Source organism: Streptomyces sp. NPDC057565, assembly GCF_042801455.1.
Lineage (GTDB): Bacteria > Actinomycetota > Actinomycetes > Streptomycetales > Streptomycetaceae > Streptomyces > Streptomyces yanii.
In genome coordinates, this window is the sequence record NZ_JBHVFU010000024.1 from 68,273 (window position 1) to 83,646 (window position 15,374).

15 protein-coding genes and 3 pseudogenes are annotated in these 15,374 nt (G+C 65.3%); 6 read left to right on the plus strand and 12 right to left on the minus strand.

Annotated elements, in window-relative coordinates; genetic code table 11:
- Positions 1–6 precede the first annotated feature (6 nt).
- Together ACFU8W_RS31275 and ACFU8W_RS31280 are read right to left on the minus strand one after the other, a co-directional pair.
- The gene (locus ACFU8W_RS31275; protein ID WP_037701328.1) at positions 7–666 is read right to left on the minus strand and encodes a histidine phosphatase family protein; all 660 of its coding nucleotides are present in this window, start codon (positions 664–666) and stop codon (positions 7–9) included.
- A gap of 391 nt (positions 667–1,057) precedes the next feature.
- Positions 1,058–1,663 (minus strand): YdbC family protein, encoded by a 606-nt coding sequence (locus tag ACFU8W_RS31280; protein ID WP_384044182.1) that lies wholly within the window; start codon positions 1,661–1,663, stop codon positions 1,058–1,060.
- Between the two features lie 89 nt (positions 1,664–1,752).
- On the opposite strand from ACFU8W_RS31280, the gene ACFU8W_RS31285 reads away from it, so the two are divergent.
- Together ACFU8W_RS31285 and ACFU8W_RS31290 are read left to right on the plus strand one after the other, a co-directional pair.
- Positions 1,753–2,709, plus strand: a complete 957-nt coding sequence (locus tag ACFU8W_RS31285) for a DUF1152 domain-containing protein (RefSeq protein WP_345514514.1) — start codon at positions 1,753–1,755, stop codon at positions 2,707–2,709.
- Positions 2,710–2,837: 128 nt separating this feature from the next.
- Positions 2,838–3,374: a TerD family protein gene (locus ACFU8W_RS31290; RefSeq protein ID WP_384044184.1), complete on the plus strand. Its 537-nt coding sequence runs from the start codon at positions 2,838–2,840 to the stop codon at positions 3,372–3,374.
- 823 nt (positions 3,375–4,197) lie between these two features.
- Here the strand turns inward: ACFU8W_RS31290 and ACFU8W_RS31295 are convergent.
- The 3 genes and pseudogenes from ACFU8W_RS31295 to ACFU8W_RS31305 all read right to left on the minus strand — a co-directional run bounded on the left by ACFU8W_RS31295 (position 4,198) and on the right by ACFU8W_RS31305 (position 6,178).
- Entirely contained in the window at positions 4,198–4,626 is a 429-nt protein-coding gene (locus ACFU8W_RS31295; protein WP_384044187.1) for an SMI1/KNR4 family protein, read from the minus strand.
- An 85-nt stretch (positions 4,627–4,711) separates the two neighbouring features.
- Positions 4,712–5,509: pseudogene (locus ACFU8W_RS31300) on the minus strand (IS5 family transposase); the annotation flags it as partial.
- Positions 5,510–5,593: 84 nt separating this feature from the next.
- The gene (locus tag ACFU8W_RS31305; RefSeq protein ID WP_384044189.1) at positions 5,594–6,178 is read right to left on the minus strand and encodes a hypothetical protein; all 585 of its coding nucleotides are present in this window, start codon (positions 6,176–6,178) and stop codon (positions 5,594–5,596) included.
- A 532-nt stretch (positions 6,179–6,710) separates the two neighbouring features.
- Here ACFU8W_RS31305 and ACFU8W_RS31310 point away from each other — a divergent pair.
- Both ACFU8W_RS31310 and ACFU8W_RS31315 read left to right on the plus strand, forming a co-directional pair.
- A complete protein-coding gene (locus tag ACFU8W_RS31310; RefSeq protein WP_384044192.1) occupies positions 6,711–7,100 on the plus strand; it encodes a hypothetical protein in 390 nt (129 codons plus the stop codon).
- Positions 7,101–7,377: 277 nt separating this feature from the next.
- Positions 7,378–7,551 (plus strand): hypothetical protein, encoded by a 174-nt coding sequence (locus ACFU8W_RS31315; protein WP_384044195.1) that lies wholly within the window; start codon positions 7,378–7,380, stop codon positions 7,549–7,551.
- Positions 7,552–7,885: 334 nt separating this feature from the next.
- Here ACFU8W_RS31315 and ACFU8W_RS31320 read toward each other — a convergent pair whose 3' ends face one another.
- From ACFU8W_RS31320 to ACFU8W_RS31335, 4 genes and pseudogenes are all read right to left on the minus strand, one after another.
- Positions 7,886–8,341: a hypothetical protein gene (locus ACFU8W_RS31320; protein WP_384044198.1), complete on the minus strand. Its 456-nt coding sequence runs from the start codon at positions 8,339–8,341 to the stop codon at positions 7,886–7,888.
- 192 nt (positions 8,342–8,533) lie between these two features.
- Positions 8,534–9,204: pseudogene (locus ACFU8W_RS31325) on the minus strand (transposase); the annotation flags it as partial.
- Positions 9,205–9,239: 35 nt separating this feature from the next.
- On the minus strand, positions 9,240–9,653 hold the full coding sequence (locus ACFU8W_RS31330) for a hypothetical protein (protein ID WP_384044201.1): 414 nt from the start codon (positions 9,651–9,653) through the stop codon (positions 9,240–9,242).
- A gap of 129 nt (positions 9,654–9,782) precedes the next feature.
- Positions 9,783–10,022: a helix-turn-helix domain-containing protein gene (locus ACFU8W_RS31335; protein ID WP_384044204.1), complete on the minus strand. Its 240-nt coding sequence runs from the start codon at positions 10,020–10,022 to the stop codon at positions 9,783–9,785.
- Positions 10,023–10,300: 278 nt separating this feature from the next.
- On the opposite strand from ACFU8W_RS31335, the gene ACFU8W_RS31340 reads away from it, so the two are divergent.
- Complete coding sequence (locus ACFU8W_RS31340; protein ID WP_384044292.1) at positions 10,301–10,507, plus strand: type II toxin-antitoxin system prevent-host-death family antitoxin; 207 nt, start codon at positions 10,301–10,303, stop codon at positions 10,505–10,507.
- A gap of 193 nt (positions 10,508–10,700) precedes the next feature.
- On the opposite strand, the gene ACFU8W_RS31345 is transcribed toward ACFU8W_RS31340, so the two are convergent.
- On the minus strand, positions 10,701–11,153 hold the full coding sequence (locus ACFU8W_RS31345) for a hypothetical protein (RefSeq protein ID WP_384044207.1): 453 nt from the start codon (positions 11,151–11,153) through the stop codon (positions 10,701–10,703).
- Between the two features lie 561 nt (positions 11,154–11,714).
- Here ACFU8W_RS31345 and ACFU8W_RS31350 point away from each other — a divergent pair.
- Positions 11,715–12,425, plus strand: coding sequence for a hypothetical protein (locus ACFU8W_RS31350; protein ID WP_384044210.1), 711 nt, complete (start codon positions 11,715–11,717; stop codon positions 12,423–12,425).
- A gap of 141 nt (positions 12,426–12,566) precedes the next feature.
- On the opposite strand, the pseudogene ACFU8W_RS31355 reads toward ACFU8W_RS31350, so the two are convergent.
- Positions 12,567–12,953, minus strand: a pseudogene (locus ACFU8W_RS31355) (transposase family protein); the annotation flags it as partial.
- A 460-nt stretch (positions 12,954–13,413) separates the two neighbouring features.
- Positions 13,414–15,374, minus strand: a 1,961-nt coding sequence (locus ACFU8W_RS31360) for a fibronectin type III domain-containing protein (RefSeq protein ID WP_384044212.1), incomplete at its 5' end; no start/stop codon positions are given.

Here is a 15,374-nt window from a genome sequence, read left to right on the forward strand (position 1 = left end):
TCCACTCTATCCGGTGATGCCATAGGGCTCAGGGGTGCGCCACCGCTCGAACGGCCGGTCAAGTGTGTAGCGGCCGTCCTCGCCGAGTATCAGCGTCCGCTTCTCCCCGTTGCCGGGATTGGAAAGTGACTCGAATTCGGCCACCGACCAGTGGAACCAACGCATGCAGAACAACCGCATCGTCAGTCCATGGGTGACGAGCAGAACGTTGGGCGGATGGTCGGGGGCTTCGAAGCTCCGGTGCAGGCTCTCCAGAAATGCTCCGACCCGGTCGTACACGTCGGCGCCGGACTCCCCCTGCGCGAAGCGGTAGAAGAAGTGCCCGTAGGCATCCCGGTACGCCTTCTGCAGTCTTACGTCCTCGCGGTCCTGCCAGTTTCCCCAGTCCTGTTCACGCAACCGTGGCTCCTCCCGCACCCGCACCCGCTCCAGGTCGAGGCCGAAGGACCTGAAGGTCTCGTGCGTGCGGCGGTAGGGCGAGACGTACACGCTGACCCGCTCCCGGCCGAAGAGTTCGCGCAGCTGTGCCCCCGTCTCCCTGGCCTGCCGCAAACCCGTCGCGGTGAGCCGCAATGCATGGTCGGGCTCGCGCTCGTACACCGTGTCATCGGCATTGCCCTCGGACTCGCCGTGCCGGACGAGGACAATGCGCTGCGGTCGTGCCATGTACAGACCCTAGATCGATTCCAGCTCATTTGGCCGTCCGGACCCCGTCCGATGCATGTCGTCGGTGACACGGCGCCGCAGAGCCGGTCGGAGAGGGACAGGGCCCTTCTTCAGCTCCCGCGCCGACCCGAGCGCCACGTGGTTCACGGGCGCGTCAAGCAGCAGCTCCACGGGCCGGCGGACGGCCGAGCCCGAGCCGCCTGCGCTGCCCACGGAGGGCGATCCGCCGGGTACCCGCAGGTCCCGGAGGCGGAACAGCCCGTTGCCTGAGACATCGCCGACCGGCTCGCCGACGCAGCCCAGGCTGCCGTCCCGGCACGCCGTTCAGCACGCGCCGCACCGCGGCAGGACCCTGCTGATCACGAGCGGAAGGGTCCCGGGTGCCTTCGGCTCAAACCGTCCAGGAGGGCTCGAGCTGCACGACGTCCCCCGCCACAGCCGCCACATCGTCCTCGGTCTGCGCCCGTTGCGAAAGCCGTTCGAGGCTCCCCGGCCGGTACTTGCCTCGCTCAGCGCTCGACTGCCACATCGACAGCACGAGGAACTCGTGCCCCGGCGCTTCGCCGAACACGCCGCGCAGCATTCCGGGCGATCCGGCCATCGCCGGATTCCACACCTGCTGCTGCATCAGCGCGAAATGCTCCACACGGTCCTCGTGCACGGTGCTGTGTGCCGCTCTGACCACGTCCGCATCAGTGAAACGTGGCTCGAAGCCGGTCTTCACGTCGAAGCGGCACTCGAACAGTTTGACCTGGATGTCGCTGTACGTTCCGGACTGCGCCGCAGCCAACTGGTCATGCGCACGCGCCATGAAGGAGTCGTAGAAGACCCGGTTCTCCCAGAACGCGAACACATGGGCAACCTCCGGTCGCCCCCGGCTCCATCCGCCCCCCTGCCCTCTGAAGCCCGGCTCACCGAGCAGCTCCGCCCACTTTCGCTGCCCGCGCTCGAAGCCACGACGATCCATCACGGTGCAGCGAATCCACTTGACCAGCACCGCGCCATCGTACGGCGCCGAACGTGGCGCGGGTCACGCTCTGCCGGAGTGCGCCCGAACCGGTCAACACGGACCGGAGAATGATCTCCATGACGGCCTTCCACACCAACCCTCTGTTCGCGCGCCTCGAATCGGCCGAGCGCGTCCTCGTAGCCGGGGCGGGTGGCGGCTTCGATATCTACGCGGGCCTGCCGGTGGCGCTCTCCCTGCTCCATCAGGGCAAGGACGTCCGGCTCGCCAATCTGTCGTTCAGCGCGCTCGAAGGGCTTCCCCTCGATGCGTGGCTGGCACCGGACGTCGCAGTCATCACCCCCGAAACGGCTCTCCATCAGGCGTACTTCCCGGAACGCACCCTCGCCCAGTGGCTCGATCTTCACCACTACCCGAGCACCGTGCACGCCTTCACCCGGGTGGGAGTGCAGCCGCTGCGCGCCGCCTACCGGGCGCTGATCGAGCGGTACGACATCGATGCGGTCGTCCTCGTCGACGGCGGTACGGACATCCTGATGCGCGGCGACGAAACTGGGCTCGGCACCCCGGAGGAGGACCTGACCAGCGTCGCCGCCCTCGCCGGAATCGACGTACCGGAGCGCCTGGTCGTCTCCGTCGGCTTCGGAATCGACGCGTACCACGGGGTGAGCCACGGACTCGTCCTGGAGAACATCGCCGCTCTCGAACGCGACGGCGCCTGCCTCGGCGCATTCTCCGTCTCCCGTACGACACGCGAGGGTGCCCTCTTCGTCGATGCGGTGGCACACGCCCAGGAGCACACGCCCCAGCACCCGAGCATCGTCAACGGATCGATCGCCGCGGCGGTCCAGGGCGCTTTCGGGGACGTCCAGTTCACGTCACGCACCCGTGGCAGCGAGCTGTTCATCAACCCGCTGATGACCCTCTGCTTCGCCTTCGAGCTGGAAGGGCTGGCGCGCCACTGTCTCTATCTCGACCGCATCGAGAACACCCATCTGATGCGGCAGGTCAGCAGCGCGATCGAGCTCTTCCGCGAAGAGATCAGCCCGCGTCCACCGCGCCGCATCCCGCACTGAACGGCGCCGGGAACAACAAAGGCCCGATTCCGCCACTCGCGCCCAAGCCGGTTGGCTCCGGGGACAGTTACGGACATGATCAGGTGGTACGACCGATCCGACGGCCCAGCGGCAAGGAGGGAAGCCCGATGAGCACTCCCAACAAGGACATCGAAAAGGTCGAGGTCAGGCTCAAGTGGGACCCGAGTCCGCCGGGTGCGCCCGCTCACGACCTCGACATCATTGCGGCGACCTACCCGGCGGACGAACCGTCCGGCAGCGCCTCGTATCTCGTGCACTTCGACAGCCGCTCGCCGGACGGCACCATCACGCTGAACCGCGACAGCAGGACCGGCCAGGGCCTCGGTTTCGACGAGGTGATGACTCTGGAACTGGAACGGCTGTCGACCACGTACACCCGGGTCGTGGTCGGAGTGGTCATTCAGCAGCGCGACGGCCGGAAGACGTTCGGCGACATAGCCAATACCGGCGTGCAGATTCGCGAGGGCTACACGAACCTGGCGGAGGACGACTTCTCCGAGGTCGCCACCGCCACCGCGGCGACCGTGGCCGAGTTCGTCCGGGACGGATCGGGCGTCTGGACGTTCCACGGAACGGTCCGGGGCTTCGACGGCGACCCCGGTTCGTACGCCGCGATCATGGGAAGCCACAAGCCGGGCATCTGACAGCTCGAGCCCCGGCACGGCAGACGCCGAGGGCGGCGGAGTCGAGAGACCGACTCCACCGCCCTGACCGGTGCTTCGTGCCCTACCGGGCTCTGGATCAGCTGTTCATGGGAAATCGACGGGTGTCTCCCTATGGTGGCTGTCTCCAGCCACCACGCGCTGTCTCCACGAACAGATTGCCATCTTTGTCTGCGGCTCGCTCGCAACTGTCTCCCGCCCGGATAGATGCCAGATCATTGTCCGTGCGGCAAGCTCCTCTCACCTTCTCCGAGCAAGAGGTGGTGCTGTCCGACAGTCACGCTCGCGTCACCTCGGCGTGACACGACCGGCGTCCCGTATGAGCGACCGAGTGTCTCGCGGTAGTCCGCTGCCGCAAGGACGGCACTCGCCTTGTTCGCGGTCTCGCGTGGGGGCTCTTTGCTCCGCGGGATAACGGAGCAGCGGATCATGCTGTCCCTGCTCCCCGGCCGGAGTGGTCGGTGCCGTCCGGGGTGTAGCACAGGGGCTGCAGGCCGCTGCGGCTGCTGCAGGCAGTGGGGTGTCGGCATCCAACGACGGGCATGCCATCGGCGGCAGCGTGCACATCCGCGCGCAGGGCGGGTCAGCGGCCGCGCTGAGGATGGACGACGTGACGATCGGGTCTGTGGCAGACCCTTGCCGACCGGGTACCAGAGCAGGGCTGCACCCACAGCCGCCGGCCCGCGCCTCTGCGACTTGGGCGTCAGCAGGTAACCCCGAGAGAGGTCTCAGCTGCTGGTTACCGACCCGCCTTACAGCGGCTAACACGATGAGGCACCGAGGACCGTACCTACAGGTGTCCCAGCTACCGCGTCAGGCATCGCTCCAGCAGCTCCAGAAACTGCCGCAGGTCATCAGCCACCCTGTCGAGCTCGGGCTCGTCCAGCGACGCCGTCCGCGTCCGGTAGACCACCCCACCAGGGCCAGCGACATAGGATCGGCCGTCGCCGTTCGAGCCAATGACCAGGCCACTGGCCTTCTGGTCCGCGCCGACATCGACAGCGCCGTACTCCTTGAGCCGCAGAAGGACATCACCTGCCGGGTCGACGAAGTAGCCGTTGCCGACGTCCGCCCAGGTGACGTCGCCGATGCTGTCGTAGAAGGTGACCAGGTCAGCAGGCACAAGGCTCACTTCGGCAAGCGTGCAAGCCGCGGCCTGATCACCGTGGTCAGCCAGTCGGACCTCATTGGTGCCTGGGGGAAAGCCGTGCCGGCGCTCGAACTCATCTGTCATTGCCTCCAGGGCCTCTGAGACCCTGCTCACCCACGAGGCCAGCCAGACAGGCGAAAGCGCACAGTCGCTCATAACTGATCGTCTCTCTTCGGAGTCGGCGGAGGCAGATGATACTGGCCGCCAGTGTCAGTAGTCCCTGATGGAGGTCGGCTCGGCGCTCGTAGCGGCTGCGGAGTCGTTTGAACTGGTGGAGCCAGGCGAAGGTGCGCTCGACCACCCAGCGTGTCCTGCCGAGCCCGGAACCATGCGCTGTACCGCGACGCGCGATCTGTGGTTTGATCCCTCGCTTCCACAGCAGGCGGCGGTACTTGTCAAAGTCGTAGCCGCGGTCCGCGAACAGCCGCTTGGGTCTGCTGCGAGGCCGTCCACGCAGGCCCCGGATACGGGGAATCGCGTCCAGGAGCGGGATCAGCTGCGTGACGTCGTGACGGTTGCCGCCGGTGAGCGACACGGCCAGTGGGGTTCCGTGCCGGTCCACGATCACGTGGTGCTTGGAGGCTGGACGTGTGCGGTCCACGGGCGAGGGGCGACATGGTCCCCCTTTTAGCGCCCTGATGTGGGAGCCGTCGACCACATAATCATCCATGTCCAGACCGCCGTTGGCCCTCAACTCGGTAAGCGGTACCTCGTGTAGGCGGGGCCAGACGCCGGCCTCGGTCCAGTCCCGCAGACGTCGCCAGGCTGTCACCCCCGAACAGCCCACGACCCGGGCGGGCACGTCTCGCCAGGCGACTCCCTTGCGCAACACGTAGACGATGCCGACCAGTGCCACGCGGTCCGATACCGGCAGCCGCCTGGGGTGCCGATGGCGTCGGGCTGGCCGAGTGGGGAGAAGCGGGGCTATACGCTCCCAAAGGTCATCAGGAACCAGGTCAGCGGACATGGTTGCAGAGTCTGCCGAGACCTCTTGTTAGACGCCAGCGGAGTCGTCAAGATCGATGCGTCAGACGATCGGGATCCGTCCGACTCAGCGCCAGCCACCGTGGCGCGGTTCCGAGTATTCGCCGAACGGCGGGTCGTAGGCGTCCCCATCCTCAGTGGTCACGACGTAGTCTGGTGGTTCAGTCTTTGAGGCGGCTTCCTGCAGTCGGATGACGAGTTCGGGGACGGGAAGGACACGTAGCGACAGGGCTGCGGCCACACGGACACCTTCCTTGAAGATCTCCGGATCGTACTTGTCACGGGACTGTTCGAGTTGCTGGGCGGAGACCTGCATGACCTCCACGTCACCGCCGCCAGAGAAGCCAAGACAGTCCTGCCATGCCAGCCCGATGATGATCTCCAGCGCATCCGCCAGGTCATCGGCGATCAGCCCGCCCTCCCCTTCGGAACTCGCGAACACTACCGGCCGGCGACCGTCCTGCTCGGCACACAGGAAGTACGCCCCACTGGCAGACTCCCCGGCGATTGGCTCCAGCGGCGCACCCGAGGCAAGCCTCAAGCCGTCGCCATAGTGCTTCTGCCCGATGTCGAAGCCGAACGATGACCGCAGTAACAGGTCGATCTCCGGGGTGTTCTGGATCAGGCCCAGAAGATGATCACTTGAGGTCATGGCATGGGGACGATAGCGAGTGCCGCTGGCACGCGGGACCCAGGGCGAACAGCGCGTCCGGGCCCGGCGGTGGCGCGACCGTCATGGATCGCGCAACCCCACCTCCGTTACGGATGTCCGGCCAACCTTCATACGGAACTACAGCCTGTCTGCGCCCCAAGACACCACAAGTCATTCTGAAACCATCAGTAAGAACTACTGAGGGCACCGGTCCGGGGGAGATCCCCCGAGTGGCAGTGTGATCCGTTCTTGATCACCGGCGTGGAATGCAGACAAGCAAGCGGCGGTGAGCCACCATCCAGGGATGGCAACTCTGACCGCCGACCAGCGTGCGGAGCGGGCTGCGCGACGGGCAGCCGCATGTCAAAGGACATGTTTCGACTGTGGAGCCACACCTGGACAGCCGTGTGCGCCCGGACCCGGCGGTCGCTCCAACGTCCATCGTTCTCGGCTTTGGCTTGCTGAGCGAGACTTCCAGCCCGCGCCGCCCCGCGCGATCGTTCCGCGCGATGCTCAGTGGATCTATCAGCCTTTGGATATCGTCGACAACTCCTCTCCAGTACTGGCTATGCGTCAGCCCGTTTGCATGGCCTGCTGCTGGGACATCGATGAATTGGGCTGCATCATCTGCTTCGCCATCGCCAGCGTGGACACTGAAGTCTCCGTCACACACCCGCTCCTGCTCGCGGCTGCCTCCGCATTCGCGATGCAGACCGACGCAGAGCGCGACATTACTGTCGGGCGACTGCTCGCCCGCGGGTTTATGGCTGAATGTCTCGATGGCTGTGTCTGCATCAATCCAAATATCGCTCTTACGTTCGAGCGGTCCGATCTGGATGCGCGTCTTCTAGCTGAATGGACGGCTGCGAAGGAGGAAGCCCTGGTGCCCACACCTCCCGGCAATGAGGCGGTGTTGAAGTGATCTCTGCCGGGCTTCTATCGACGATGTCTGCACTTCGGCAGCGCTGGATCGTATACACCGCTCGGCTCGTCGAGCGGGACACGTACTTGTGGAGCCGGGCCTGCGACGTATGCGGCACACCGGAAGGTCCTGGCTGTACGCGAGAGGACTCGTGATCGAGGTCTCTGCCTGCTGGCAAGTTCACTTCCGGCCCCTCGCCTGGGCACTGACCCCAAGCGACCGCTGGCACGACGAGAGCATCTGCGAGTCCGTCTTCGACGAGCACGGATAGGCAATCGTGAATGAGTTGATCCAATACGGGGACGACGTCACGGCAGCCGACCTGAGAGACCTCTGTCGCAACGGCGTCCCCCTGGTACGGCACCCCGTGCTCGGCGGTGAACAGGATGAGTGGGTCGAGTTCTTCAGCGATCAGGTGACGGCCATCCTTGAGGGCGAGATTCCAGCATGAAGCGCCGCGCGTACCCCGGCCGCGTCCACGTCGTCCGGGACGGCACCGCTCACGCCACGCAGGTCCTCACCCTGACCGATGGCGAAGCCGCGGAGCGGGCCGCCGACGGGTCCTGACCGGTCGCTGGGCACATCTTCGGACGCACCACGGTCCCCGGGGGATCAGCCATGACACCCCCGGGCCCGGCTCGAGGATCGCACCGCTCAACGACGGTGCGATCCCGGCATCATGCGGGAGCCGGCCGCGGCTTTTCCTGCCCCCTGGCGACTCCCTCTCGCCAGCATCCGAGCCCGAGCCGAGCAGCAGGCGGTCGCCAGCTGACCGGCCCCGCTGTTCACAGCGCGATCGGCCGATATCTCAGGGCCACACCGACAATCTGCTCTGCTGAGACGTCCTGCAGCTCGGCCGGGGGATGGAAGATCAGGTCGCTGACCCGGGGATGCGACACGTTGGCTTCGAGAAGCCGCAGGTAGTAGTCGCTCTCCGGGCCGCCGGCGAGCAACCTGCGGACGATCTCCACGAGCTCGTCCGTGGTGATGTCCCCGATCCGGGGGCGAGCCGGCCGAGCAGCCTCCAGCGCGAACTCGACCAGGTCTCGGCTTTCGTCGTACTCGGCGAAGTCCAGGGCCGCGTAGTCGTGGCCAGTCTTCGTATTGAAAGCCCTGATCTCCTCGTCCGCACTCTCGGACCCAGAGAGCACCAGGTCAGAGATCCGCTCGATCTCACGACAAAGCTCGTCCAGCCGCTGCTGGATCACCGGCGGGGGCATCAGCTCCACTCTCAGGTCCACGGCCGAATTATGCCGTCAGCCCCCGACACGCCGACACGACCTTCCAAGTGCTCTCAGTTCTCGCCGACATCCCCCGGCATACAGCGCGGGCTCGATCACAGTGCATCCCCAAGCCTCCAGCAGGCTGCCCGCCAGCCGATGGAAATGCATGGCAGGGGATACTGCGCCACCAAGCCGCCTTAAGGGCTGTCACTTCATGCGGGCGAAGGTGTGCTCAACGCGAGCGCGGACTTGCTTGTGGGACTTGTTGTGGGCCTGCTTCCAGTCGGGCAGTTCCTCGCCCTTGCGGCGCCGGTGGGGCATCACAAGCCCGGTGCCCGGATAGCCGCCGTCGGCGATGGTCGAGGGGTGCGCCGACGGCGGCCTTCGCGCCGGACTCCTCCCACGCCCTGCAGTCGTTGCGGTTGCCGGGCAGGGGCCGGCCGACCACCACGACGAGGCGGGTGTCGGCATCGATGACGACCTGGTGGTTGGTGGAGTACCGGTAGTTCTTCGACGGCTCGGCGACGGTGTGATCGCGGGTGGGCACGAGAGTGCCGTCCACGATCAGCACGGTGTCCTTCGCGAACCGCTTGCGGGGCTGGAGGGCGAGCATCGGCCCGAGGTGATCGATGATCCGGTCCGCCGCCGACTTGGAAACCCCGAACAGCGGGGCCAGTTGGCGCATGGTCAGGTTCGTGCGCCAGTAGGCCGCGACCAGCAGAGCCCGGTCCTCCAGCGGCAGACTCCACGGCCGGCCCTTGCGGACCGCGTCCGCACCCTCGCGCCGCAGGACCGTCACCAATCTTCCCGAACAGGCGAGGGCTGAGCCCGGTGAACGGAGTTATCCAGGACGGCTCTGACGTCGTGATCACACCAGCCATACCAAGATCATCTCACCCGTGACCAGAGAGATAACTCAGATGCGGACGCTCAGCCGCAGGTTAAGCAGGTGGCGTAGGCGGGCAGAGGCCCCACGGAGGGTTCCGAGCTTCCTCACCTCGTCCGTCTCAAGCTCCAGCCGGTCTGCGAGAGCAAGTACAGCGGCGTAGGGCCGTTCGCCCTCTTCGAGCTTCGCTGCGACGGCATCGAGGACAGCTTGAAGAACGACGGGGTTCGCGCCGGGATGTTCTGCTAGCAGGCGAAGGAGCTTGTTGTCGTTCCAGACGCTGTCCCGGGCCGTGCTCAGTTCCTGGAGGGCTACGGGCGGAGTGTGGTGATTGGCGGCCAGGGCTTGCCAAACGAAGGGGTACGGAGATTGCGCGAGACGCTGCAGCACAGCGCTGTCTTTCTCGGCATGCGCCAGTGCGAGGTAGTCGGCAGGCGTGGGCACGAGGATGGCCTCTCAGGATGGTCGAAGCCGTCATCTTGCCACTGCACCATCGCTGACGCTCATGCCCTACCTGCCTCGACCATCACTTACGGGACAAGTCTTAGCGAGGCGACAGAGACGGTAAGGGGGCTACTGGAGATCGTCGAACTCTTCCAGTAAACGACTGGCCTTGATGGACAGACCCGAGGCCAGCTTCAGCACGGTCAGCAGGCTGGGGTTTCGTCGGCCGTGCTCGATGTAGATCAACCCTCGGAAGCTCAGCCCCGACCGCTCTGCCAGGACCTCCAGCGACAGCTCCCGCTCTTCTCGCAGCCGCCGCACATGCGTACCGAAGCGCTGGAGGGCATCGTCCGAAGGAAGGTTGTGCATGCCCCAGACACCAACAGCTGCCTAACTTGACCACCATGAACAGCTGTGCATAACCTCACCTTCACGATCGAGCACGGAGCGTCATCACTGGTTACTCGCAGCTATCACGGCACCCGTTCCGTCAGACACGCACACCAGGGCACGGAGGTTTTTCGATCGTTTGCTCGGATCCGCCACCATCGCCTTACTGCAAGGCGCCAAGCCCTCACAGGTCGTACCTCGGCACTGACACGAAAGGCCCGAACACATTGCGGTCTGAACGCATGTTGCAGGATGAAATGACCATTTGCGCTGTCCGTGTGGAGCTCGGCTCCATCGTCCGTTGGGTGGCTCGCCAGCGTGAACGTGTGACGATTACGGATCGAGGCCATCCCACTGCAGTCTTGATCGGCGTCCCAGAGCTGGCGGAGCTGGACCAAGCCGCCGCCGAGCGCAATCAACCCGCCAGTTGCCCGACATCCCGCCCTCGGGCCCGTGATGTGTAATCCACGAGGCGGATGCGTGCACTTAACCCGACAGGACCACCGCGTGCAGTCCTGTGCCAGCGCCCTGCATCAGCGGCTGCGTCCCGTCGCCGCCCCTAGAACCTCGCCGACCCGCGGGTGCTGCCGCTACGGCCCCTACCAGGCGAGTGAGCCCAGACCGGGCCGCTTCGGTGACGGCGGACGACTGAACCCGTCAGGACGCTTCAGACCGAACCCAGCGGAGGATGGCTATCGGATCCTCCGCAGGCACCAGCACCACCTGACTTCCTGGGATCACCGGCCGCTCCAAGTCCACCTTCAGTTGCACTGCGGGTGAGTAGAACTGCCGCAACCCGAGGTCGAGCACTTCACCTCCGACGGACACCGTCAACGGCTGATGGACGACGAAGGCGCCTGGCAGGTTAGTCAAGAGATCCTGCGGCCGTTCCAGGCCGGTCGTGAATGCCAGTTCACTCCACCGCATGCGCAGCTCCTCTCCCCACAGCAGATGCGCAGCCTCCAGCCACGCCTCAAATTCCTCGACGGGCCGACCCAGCAGCGGCGGGATCCGGATCGTGCGGCCTGCAGCCCGCTGGATCTCCAGCAGTGCTTCGACGACGTCGCGCTGGAGCACAGCACCGAGGTCGCGGGCATGACCGATCGGCATCGGTCCCTGACCAGACTCGGGACGGTAAGGGTTATGGGCGGTGAACCGGTTCGGCGCATGGAAGTCCGCGCGCGCCGCTATCGGCTACGCGGCTCCGGTCGGCGAAGTCCACGAGACTGTCGAGCGCGTGATGGGTACCGTCCACGCAGGCGAGGTCGCACTGCGCTGACATCCGCGATCAGCCGGCCCAGCACCGATCTCGTCATCGCCCGGCCGACTGCCTGCTGAACGCCACCGAACCGAACCCCAGGCCAGCACGCCTCAAGCTCAATCGTGCTCGTCGACGTAAGATGATCTACATTCGGTCTTGCGCAGCCAAAAGGGGCGAAATTGTCACGAATAGGGCGGGTTTCGGAAATAGCCGATCCTGGCGCGCATTTCACCTGGTGGAGGGAAAGCGGGAGGCTCACGGACGACCAGTCCCTGGCACGTTTCCACGAGTTCTGCACACAGCGCGAGTGGGGCGAGACTGCTCTTGACATTTTCTATTCCCAATGCGGATGGTGCTGGGTAGAGGATGCTCCGGATGCCAGACCGAGCGAGGTGGTGTTCAGTTCCGACGTGACGCGCGAAGATCAAGAGTTGATCAGAACGGCCAGATTCTCGGATCTTCCCTCCTGTGAAGAAGAGGCCACTCAGGTGTTTGCGGCACAGGAACCTCAAGTCAATCGCGGGTCTCGCATTCGCAGATTTATGGAAGCTCGCCGGAAAACGGAACCGCTGACGAATGGCCCACGCGTGGCCGCCGCCCGCAACTACAACAAGTACGTGATCATCGACCGCTTCGGCGTGCCGGATAGAAGCCTATTCCGCCGGGCCCTCCATGCGTACCTGGACGTGGTTGACTCGCGCTCTGCGGCTGAGCAGGAATTGGATGTCGAAGCGGTGCGCTTGGCGCTGTCTCAGCAGCTATGGGCGGTTGCCATCGCCCTTGAAAGCCTCAGGGTGCCGTCCGCTCAGTACGAGGAACTGCGGAAGAGCATCACGTCGGCTGCCGGGAATGCCACCGCGACTGAGCATTCGAATCCGCTGATCGAGGCCCGCCAGGATCTAATTGCGCGCGTAGAACGTCTGGAGCTTTACGCAGCGAAAGTCAGGCAGTCCGACAAGGAAATCGCGGAATCTGCCGCGCTGACGGCGATGCAGGATGCGCATTCATGGATCGATGGAGCCTCGAGAGCATTCGGCGAAGGTGTTGCAGCCGACGTGACAATCGACACCGCGGCTTTGGCGCGGGAGTTGCGGAAACGGGCACGCCCCAGGAAATCCTAGCTGCCCTGAAGCGGATGAAGCGCCCGGGGCTCTAAAACGCCAGGTCATTAGGCACGAGATCAGCAGGCACCCGACAGGTCCTGCCCACACAGCACCCAACTTCCAACCCACCAAACCGATTTCATTCCGAAACGATCAGTTAGACTGCTCGGCGACCGCGTGGTCACGAGTGGGGACAAGCGTGCCATCCACGATCAGCATGGCGCCCTTGCGGAACCGCTTGCGGGTCCGCAGCGCGAGCGCTGGCCCGAGGTGGTCGATGATGCGATCCGCAGCAGATTTCGACACTCCGAACAACGGAGCGAGATGGCGCCGGGTGAGGTTCATCCGCCAGTACGCCGCCACCAGCAACACCCGGTCCTTCAGGGGCAGGCTCCACGGCCGGCCTCTGCGGACCGGATCGGCGCCCTCGCGCCGCAGCGCGTTGATCAGTTTGCCGAACTGCCGCGGGCTCAGCGCGGTGAACGGGGCTATCCAGACTGTAGCCGCCGATGATCCTGCTGCCCGCGTCGGCCGGCAAACGTGGATCAGGGTCTGGTTTGGTGACGTGGACGGCCTGCGGCGAAGTCCAGCAGGACGGCGCCGACCGCCAGACCCACGGTGACTGCCGGGTCAGGCCGATCGGCAGCCAGGACGGCGCCAGTAGGGCGAGGCTGACTGTGCATACGAGAACAACTCGCGTCCACACTCAGGCGAGGCTGACGCCGGTCGTACGTTGGGCGAGCCACCGCGGCGGCATAGCACTACCCGCGGCCGCTCCCGCGGGCGTGCTTCCGGTGGGAAAGAACTTGAGTATCCGCAGGTAGCGGCGAGCTTCGGTCGGCGACTCGGAGCCCCTCCCGCTGTCACGGAAGGGGCTGCGGTTGTCGCTGGGTTTCACTCTTCTTGGGTGCTCCGGGTCCAGCCTAAGTGCCCGTGCGCGACAAGCCGCTGGCTGCAGTACGGCTCGCTGGTCCGTGGGGCGACACCACTGTCGCCTGGGCCGTTGTCACCGGCTGAGTGCGGTTCCGTCGATTTGGACAGTACGGCTACTTAGAGTGCGCAGGGTGAGTGTGCCCGATCGGATGCCGTTGAAGGTGGCGATGTCGAGGATCGCCTTGTGTTGAGCTTTTGCAGCATAGAGGTCGATTTTTTTGATCAAGGCTCCGTTCCAGTACACCCCAATGGACCCGCAACTGGCACAGCGCGTCGCGACCAGCGCGAGGTGCTTGGCCTGGACTCCTTTCAGCTGCAGTGTCACCCCGGACTTCGATGTGACGGTTGCTGTATTGGCGTAGTAGGCGGTGCCGGACGTTCGCGACCAGCCCTTCGATGCGGTCAGGGCGCGGTCGTCGAGAGCCACCGCGGTGCAGCGGGCGGAACTCCAGACGGAGAGGTTGCCGGCTTTGTCGCGGGCGCGCGCGGAGAAGCAGTAGGTGAAGCCGCGGGCTGCCCCCGAAAGGGTCAATTTGGTTGCAGTGGTCTTCTGCCATGCGCTGGGGTAGACCCAGGCGCCGTAGCCGCTGGTGTAGGGAGCACGCTGCCAGCGCACATCCACGTTGGCCGTGCCGGCGCCAGCATCCTTGACCGACCATGCTGGGGCGAGGTTGGTGGACAGCGTAAACGCCGATGATGGCCCAGTCATGGAGATAGTGGGCGCCACGGTGTCCACCCTCCATTGGCGAGAAGTCGGCGTGCTCTCGTTGCCAGACGGGTCGATCGCCGTCACGGCAAAGGTATGCAGGGCTGAACTCAGACTGGTGTATGACACGGGCGATGTGCAGGGGATGGTGGCCTTGCCGTCTAGGCTGCACCGGTAGACCAAGCTCGAGGTGAGGTCCGTGTCGTCGCTGCCGGTGAACGAGAACTGAGCGGTTGCGCTGGCCATCACTGAAGGTGGACCGGCAGTGATGGTCACCACGGGCTTGACAGGGTCGCGAGGCGTCACAGCGTTTGACGCTTGGCTCGCCCGTCCCGTGCCCACTTCATTGGTGGCTGTCACGGTGAAGGTGTACGTAGTGCCGTTGGCCAATCCAGTCATCGTTGCCGATGTCGCGCCCGTCGTGGTGAACGTTGCGCCACCCGGAGACGCCTTCACTGTATAGCCGGTGACGGCGGAGCCGCCGTCATCCGAAGGGGGGTTCCATGAGATGACCGCGTTTGCGTTGGCTGCGGTGGCCTGGACGTCGGTAGGGGCGCTTGGGGGCTGAGGTGCGGGGGTCAACGGCGCACTTGGGGCGCTCGCACGGCCGGTTCCGATGGCATTGGTGGCAGTGACGGTGAATGTGTAACTGGTGCCGTTGTTCAAGCCTGTCATCGTGGCAAAGGTCGCGCCCGTCGTAGTCGCTGTTGCCCCGCCAGGGCTCGCAGTGACCGTGTAACTGGTGATGGGACTGCCGTTGCTCGAGGGAGCCGCCCACGACACCGTCGCGCGTTGGTTACCACCGGTCGCCGACACTCCCGATGGAGCCTCGGGCACTCTGGCCACGGTGAAGTTGCCGGTGCTGAAGTCGAACGGGTTGCTGGTCGGGCCGGTGGCACCCGGGGGGTTCTTGGACAGGCCGCCGCGCCGGTTGTATATGACCCCATTACCTGAGGGGTCGTAGAGATATATGTAGTCCAGCGTGTAGGCGCCGTCCGGCCAGTTGGATGGGATCACCTGGCTGATCGCCCCGGACAACGACACGGTCCCGTCCATCCGGATCTGCGGAGTGCCTCCCAGCGGGTCAGTGAACTGGAAGATCACGTTTCGTAGCGCGCCGGAGTCGTCGTCTGCCAAGTAGTTGATGGTGACCGTGCTGCCCGGCGTCGCCTGCGCACCAGACACCGAGAACGACTTCAGCGTCGGCGTTGTCGTATCTGCGGACGAGCCACCCACGGTGAAGTTGCCGGTGCTGAAGTCGAACGGGTTGCTGGTCGGGCCGGTGGCACCCGGGGGGTTCTTGGACAGGCCGCCGCGCCGGTTGTATA

Excerpts from the sequence above, each read along its gene's own strand:
- ACFU8W_RS31275 (WP_037701328.1), bottom strand. The coding sequence starts at position 666 with ATGGCACGACCGCAGCGCATTGTCCTCGTCCGGCACGGCGAGTCCGAG.
- ACFU8W_RS31305 (WP_384044189.1), bottom strand. The coding sequence starts at position 6,178 with ATGACCTCAAGTGATCATCTTCTGGGCCTGATCCAGAACACCCCGGAG.
- ACFU8W_RS31285 (WP_345514514.1), top strand. The coding sequence starts at position 1,753 with ATGACGGCCTTCCACACCAACCCTCTGTTCGCGCGCCTCGAATCGGCC.
- ACFU8W_RS31345 (WP_384044207.1), bottom strand. The coding sequence starts at position 11,153 with ATGCCGATCGGTCATGCCCGCGACCTCGGTGCTGTGCTCCAGCGCGAC.
- ACFU8W_RS31290 (WP_384044184.1), top strand. The coding sequence starts at position 2,838 with ATGAGCACTCCCAACAAGGACATCGAAAAGGTCGAGGTCAGGCTCAAG.
- ACFU8W_RS31335 (WP_384044204.1), bottom strand. The coding sequence starts at position 10,022 with ATGCACAACCTTCCTTCGGACGATGCCCTCCAGCGCTTCGGTACGCAT.
- ACFU8W_RS31295 (WP_384044187.1), bottom strand. The coding sequence starts at position 4,626 with ATGACAGATGAGTTCGAGCGCCGGCACGGCTTTCCCCCAGGCACCAAT.
- ACFU8W_RS31340 (WP_384044292.1), top strand. The coding sequence starts at position 10,301 with ATGACCATTTGCGCTGTCCGTGTGGAGCTCGGCTCCATCGTCCGTTGG.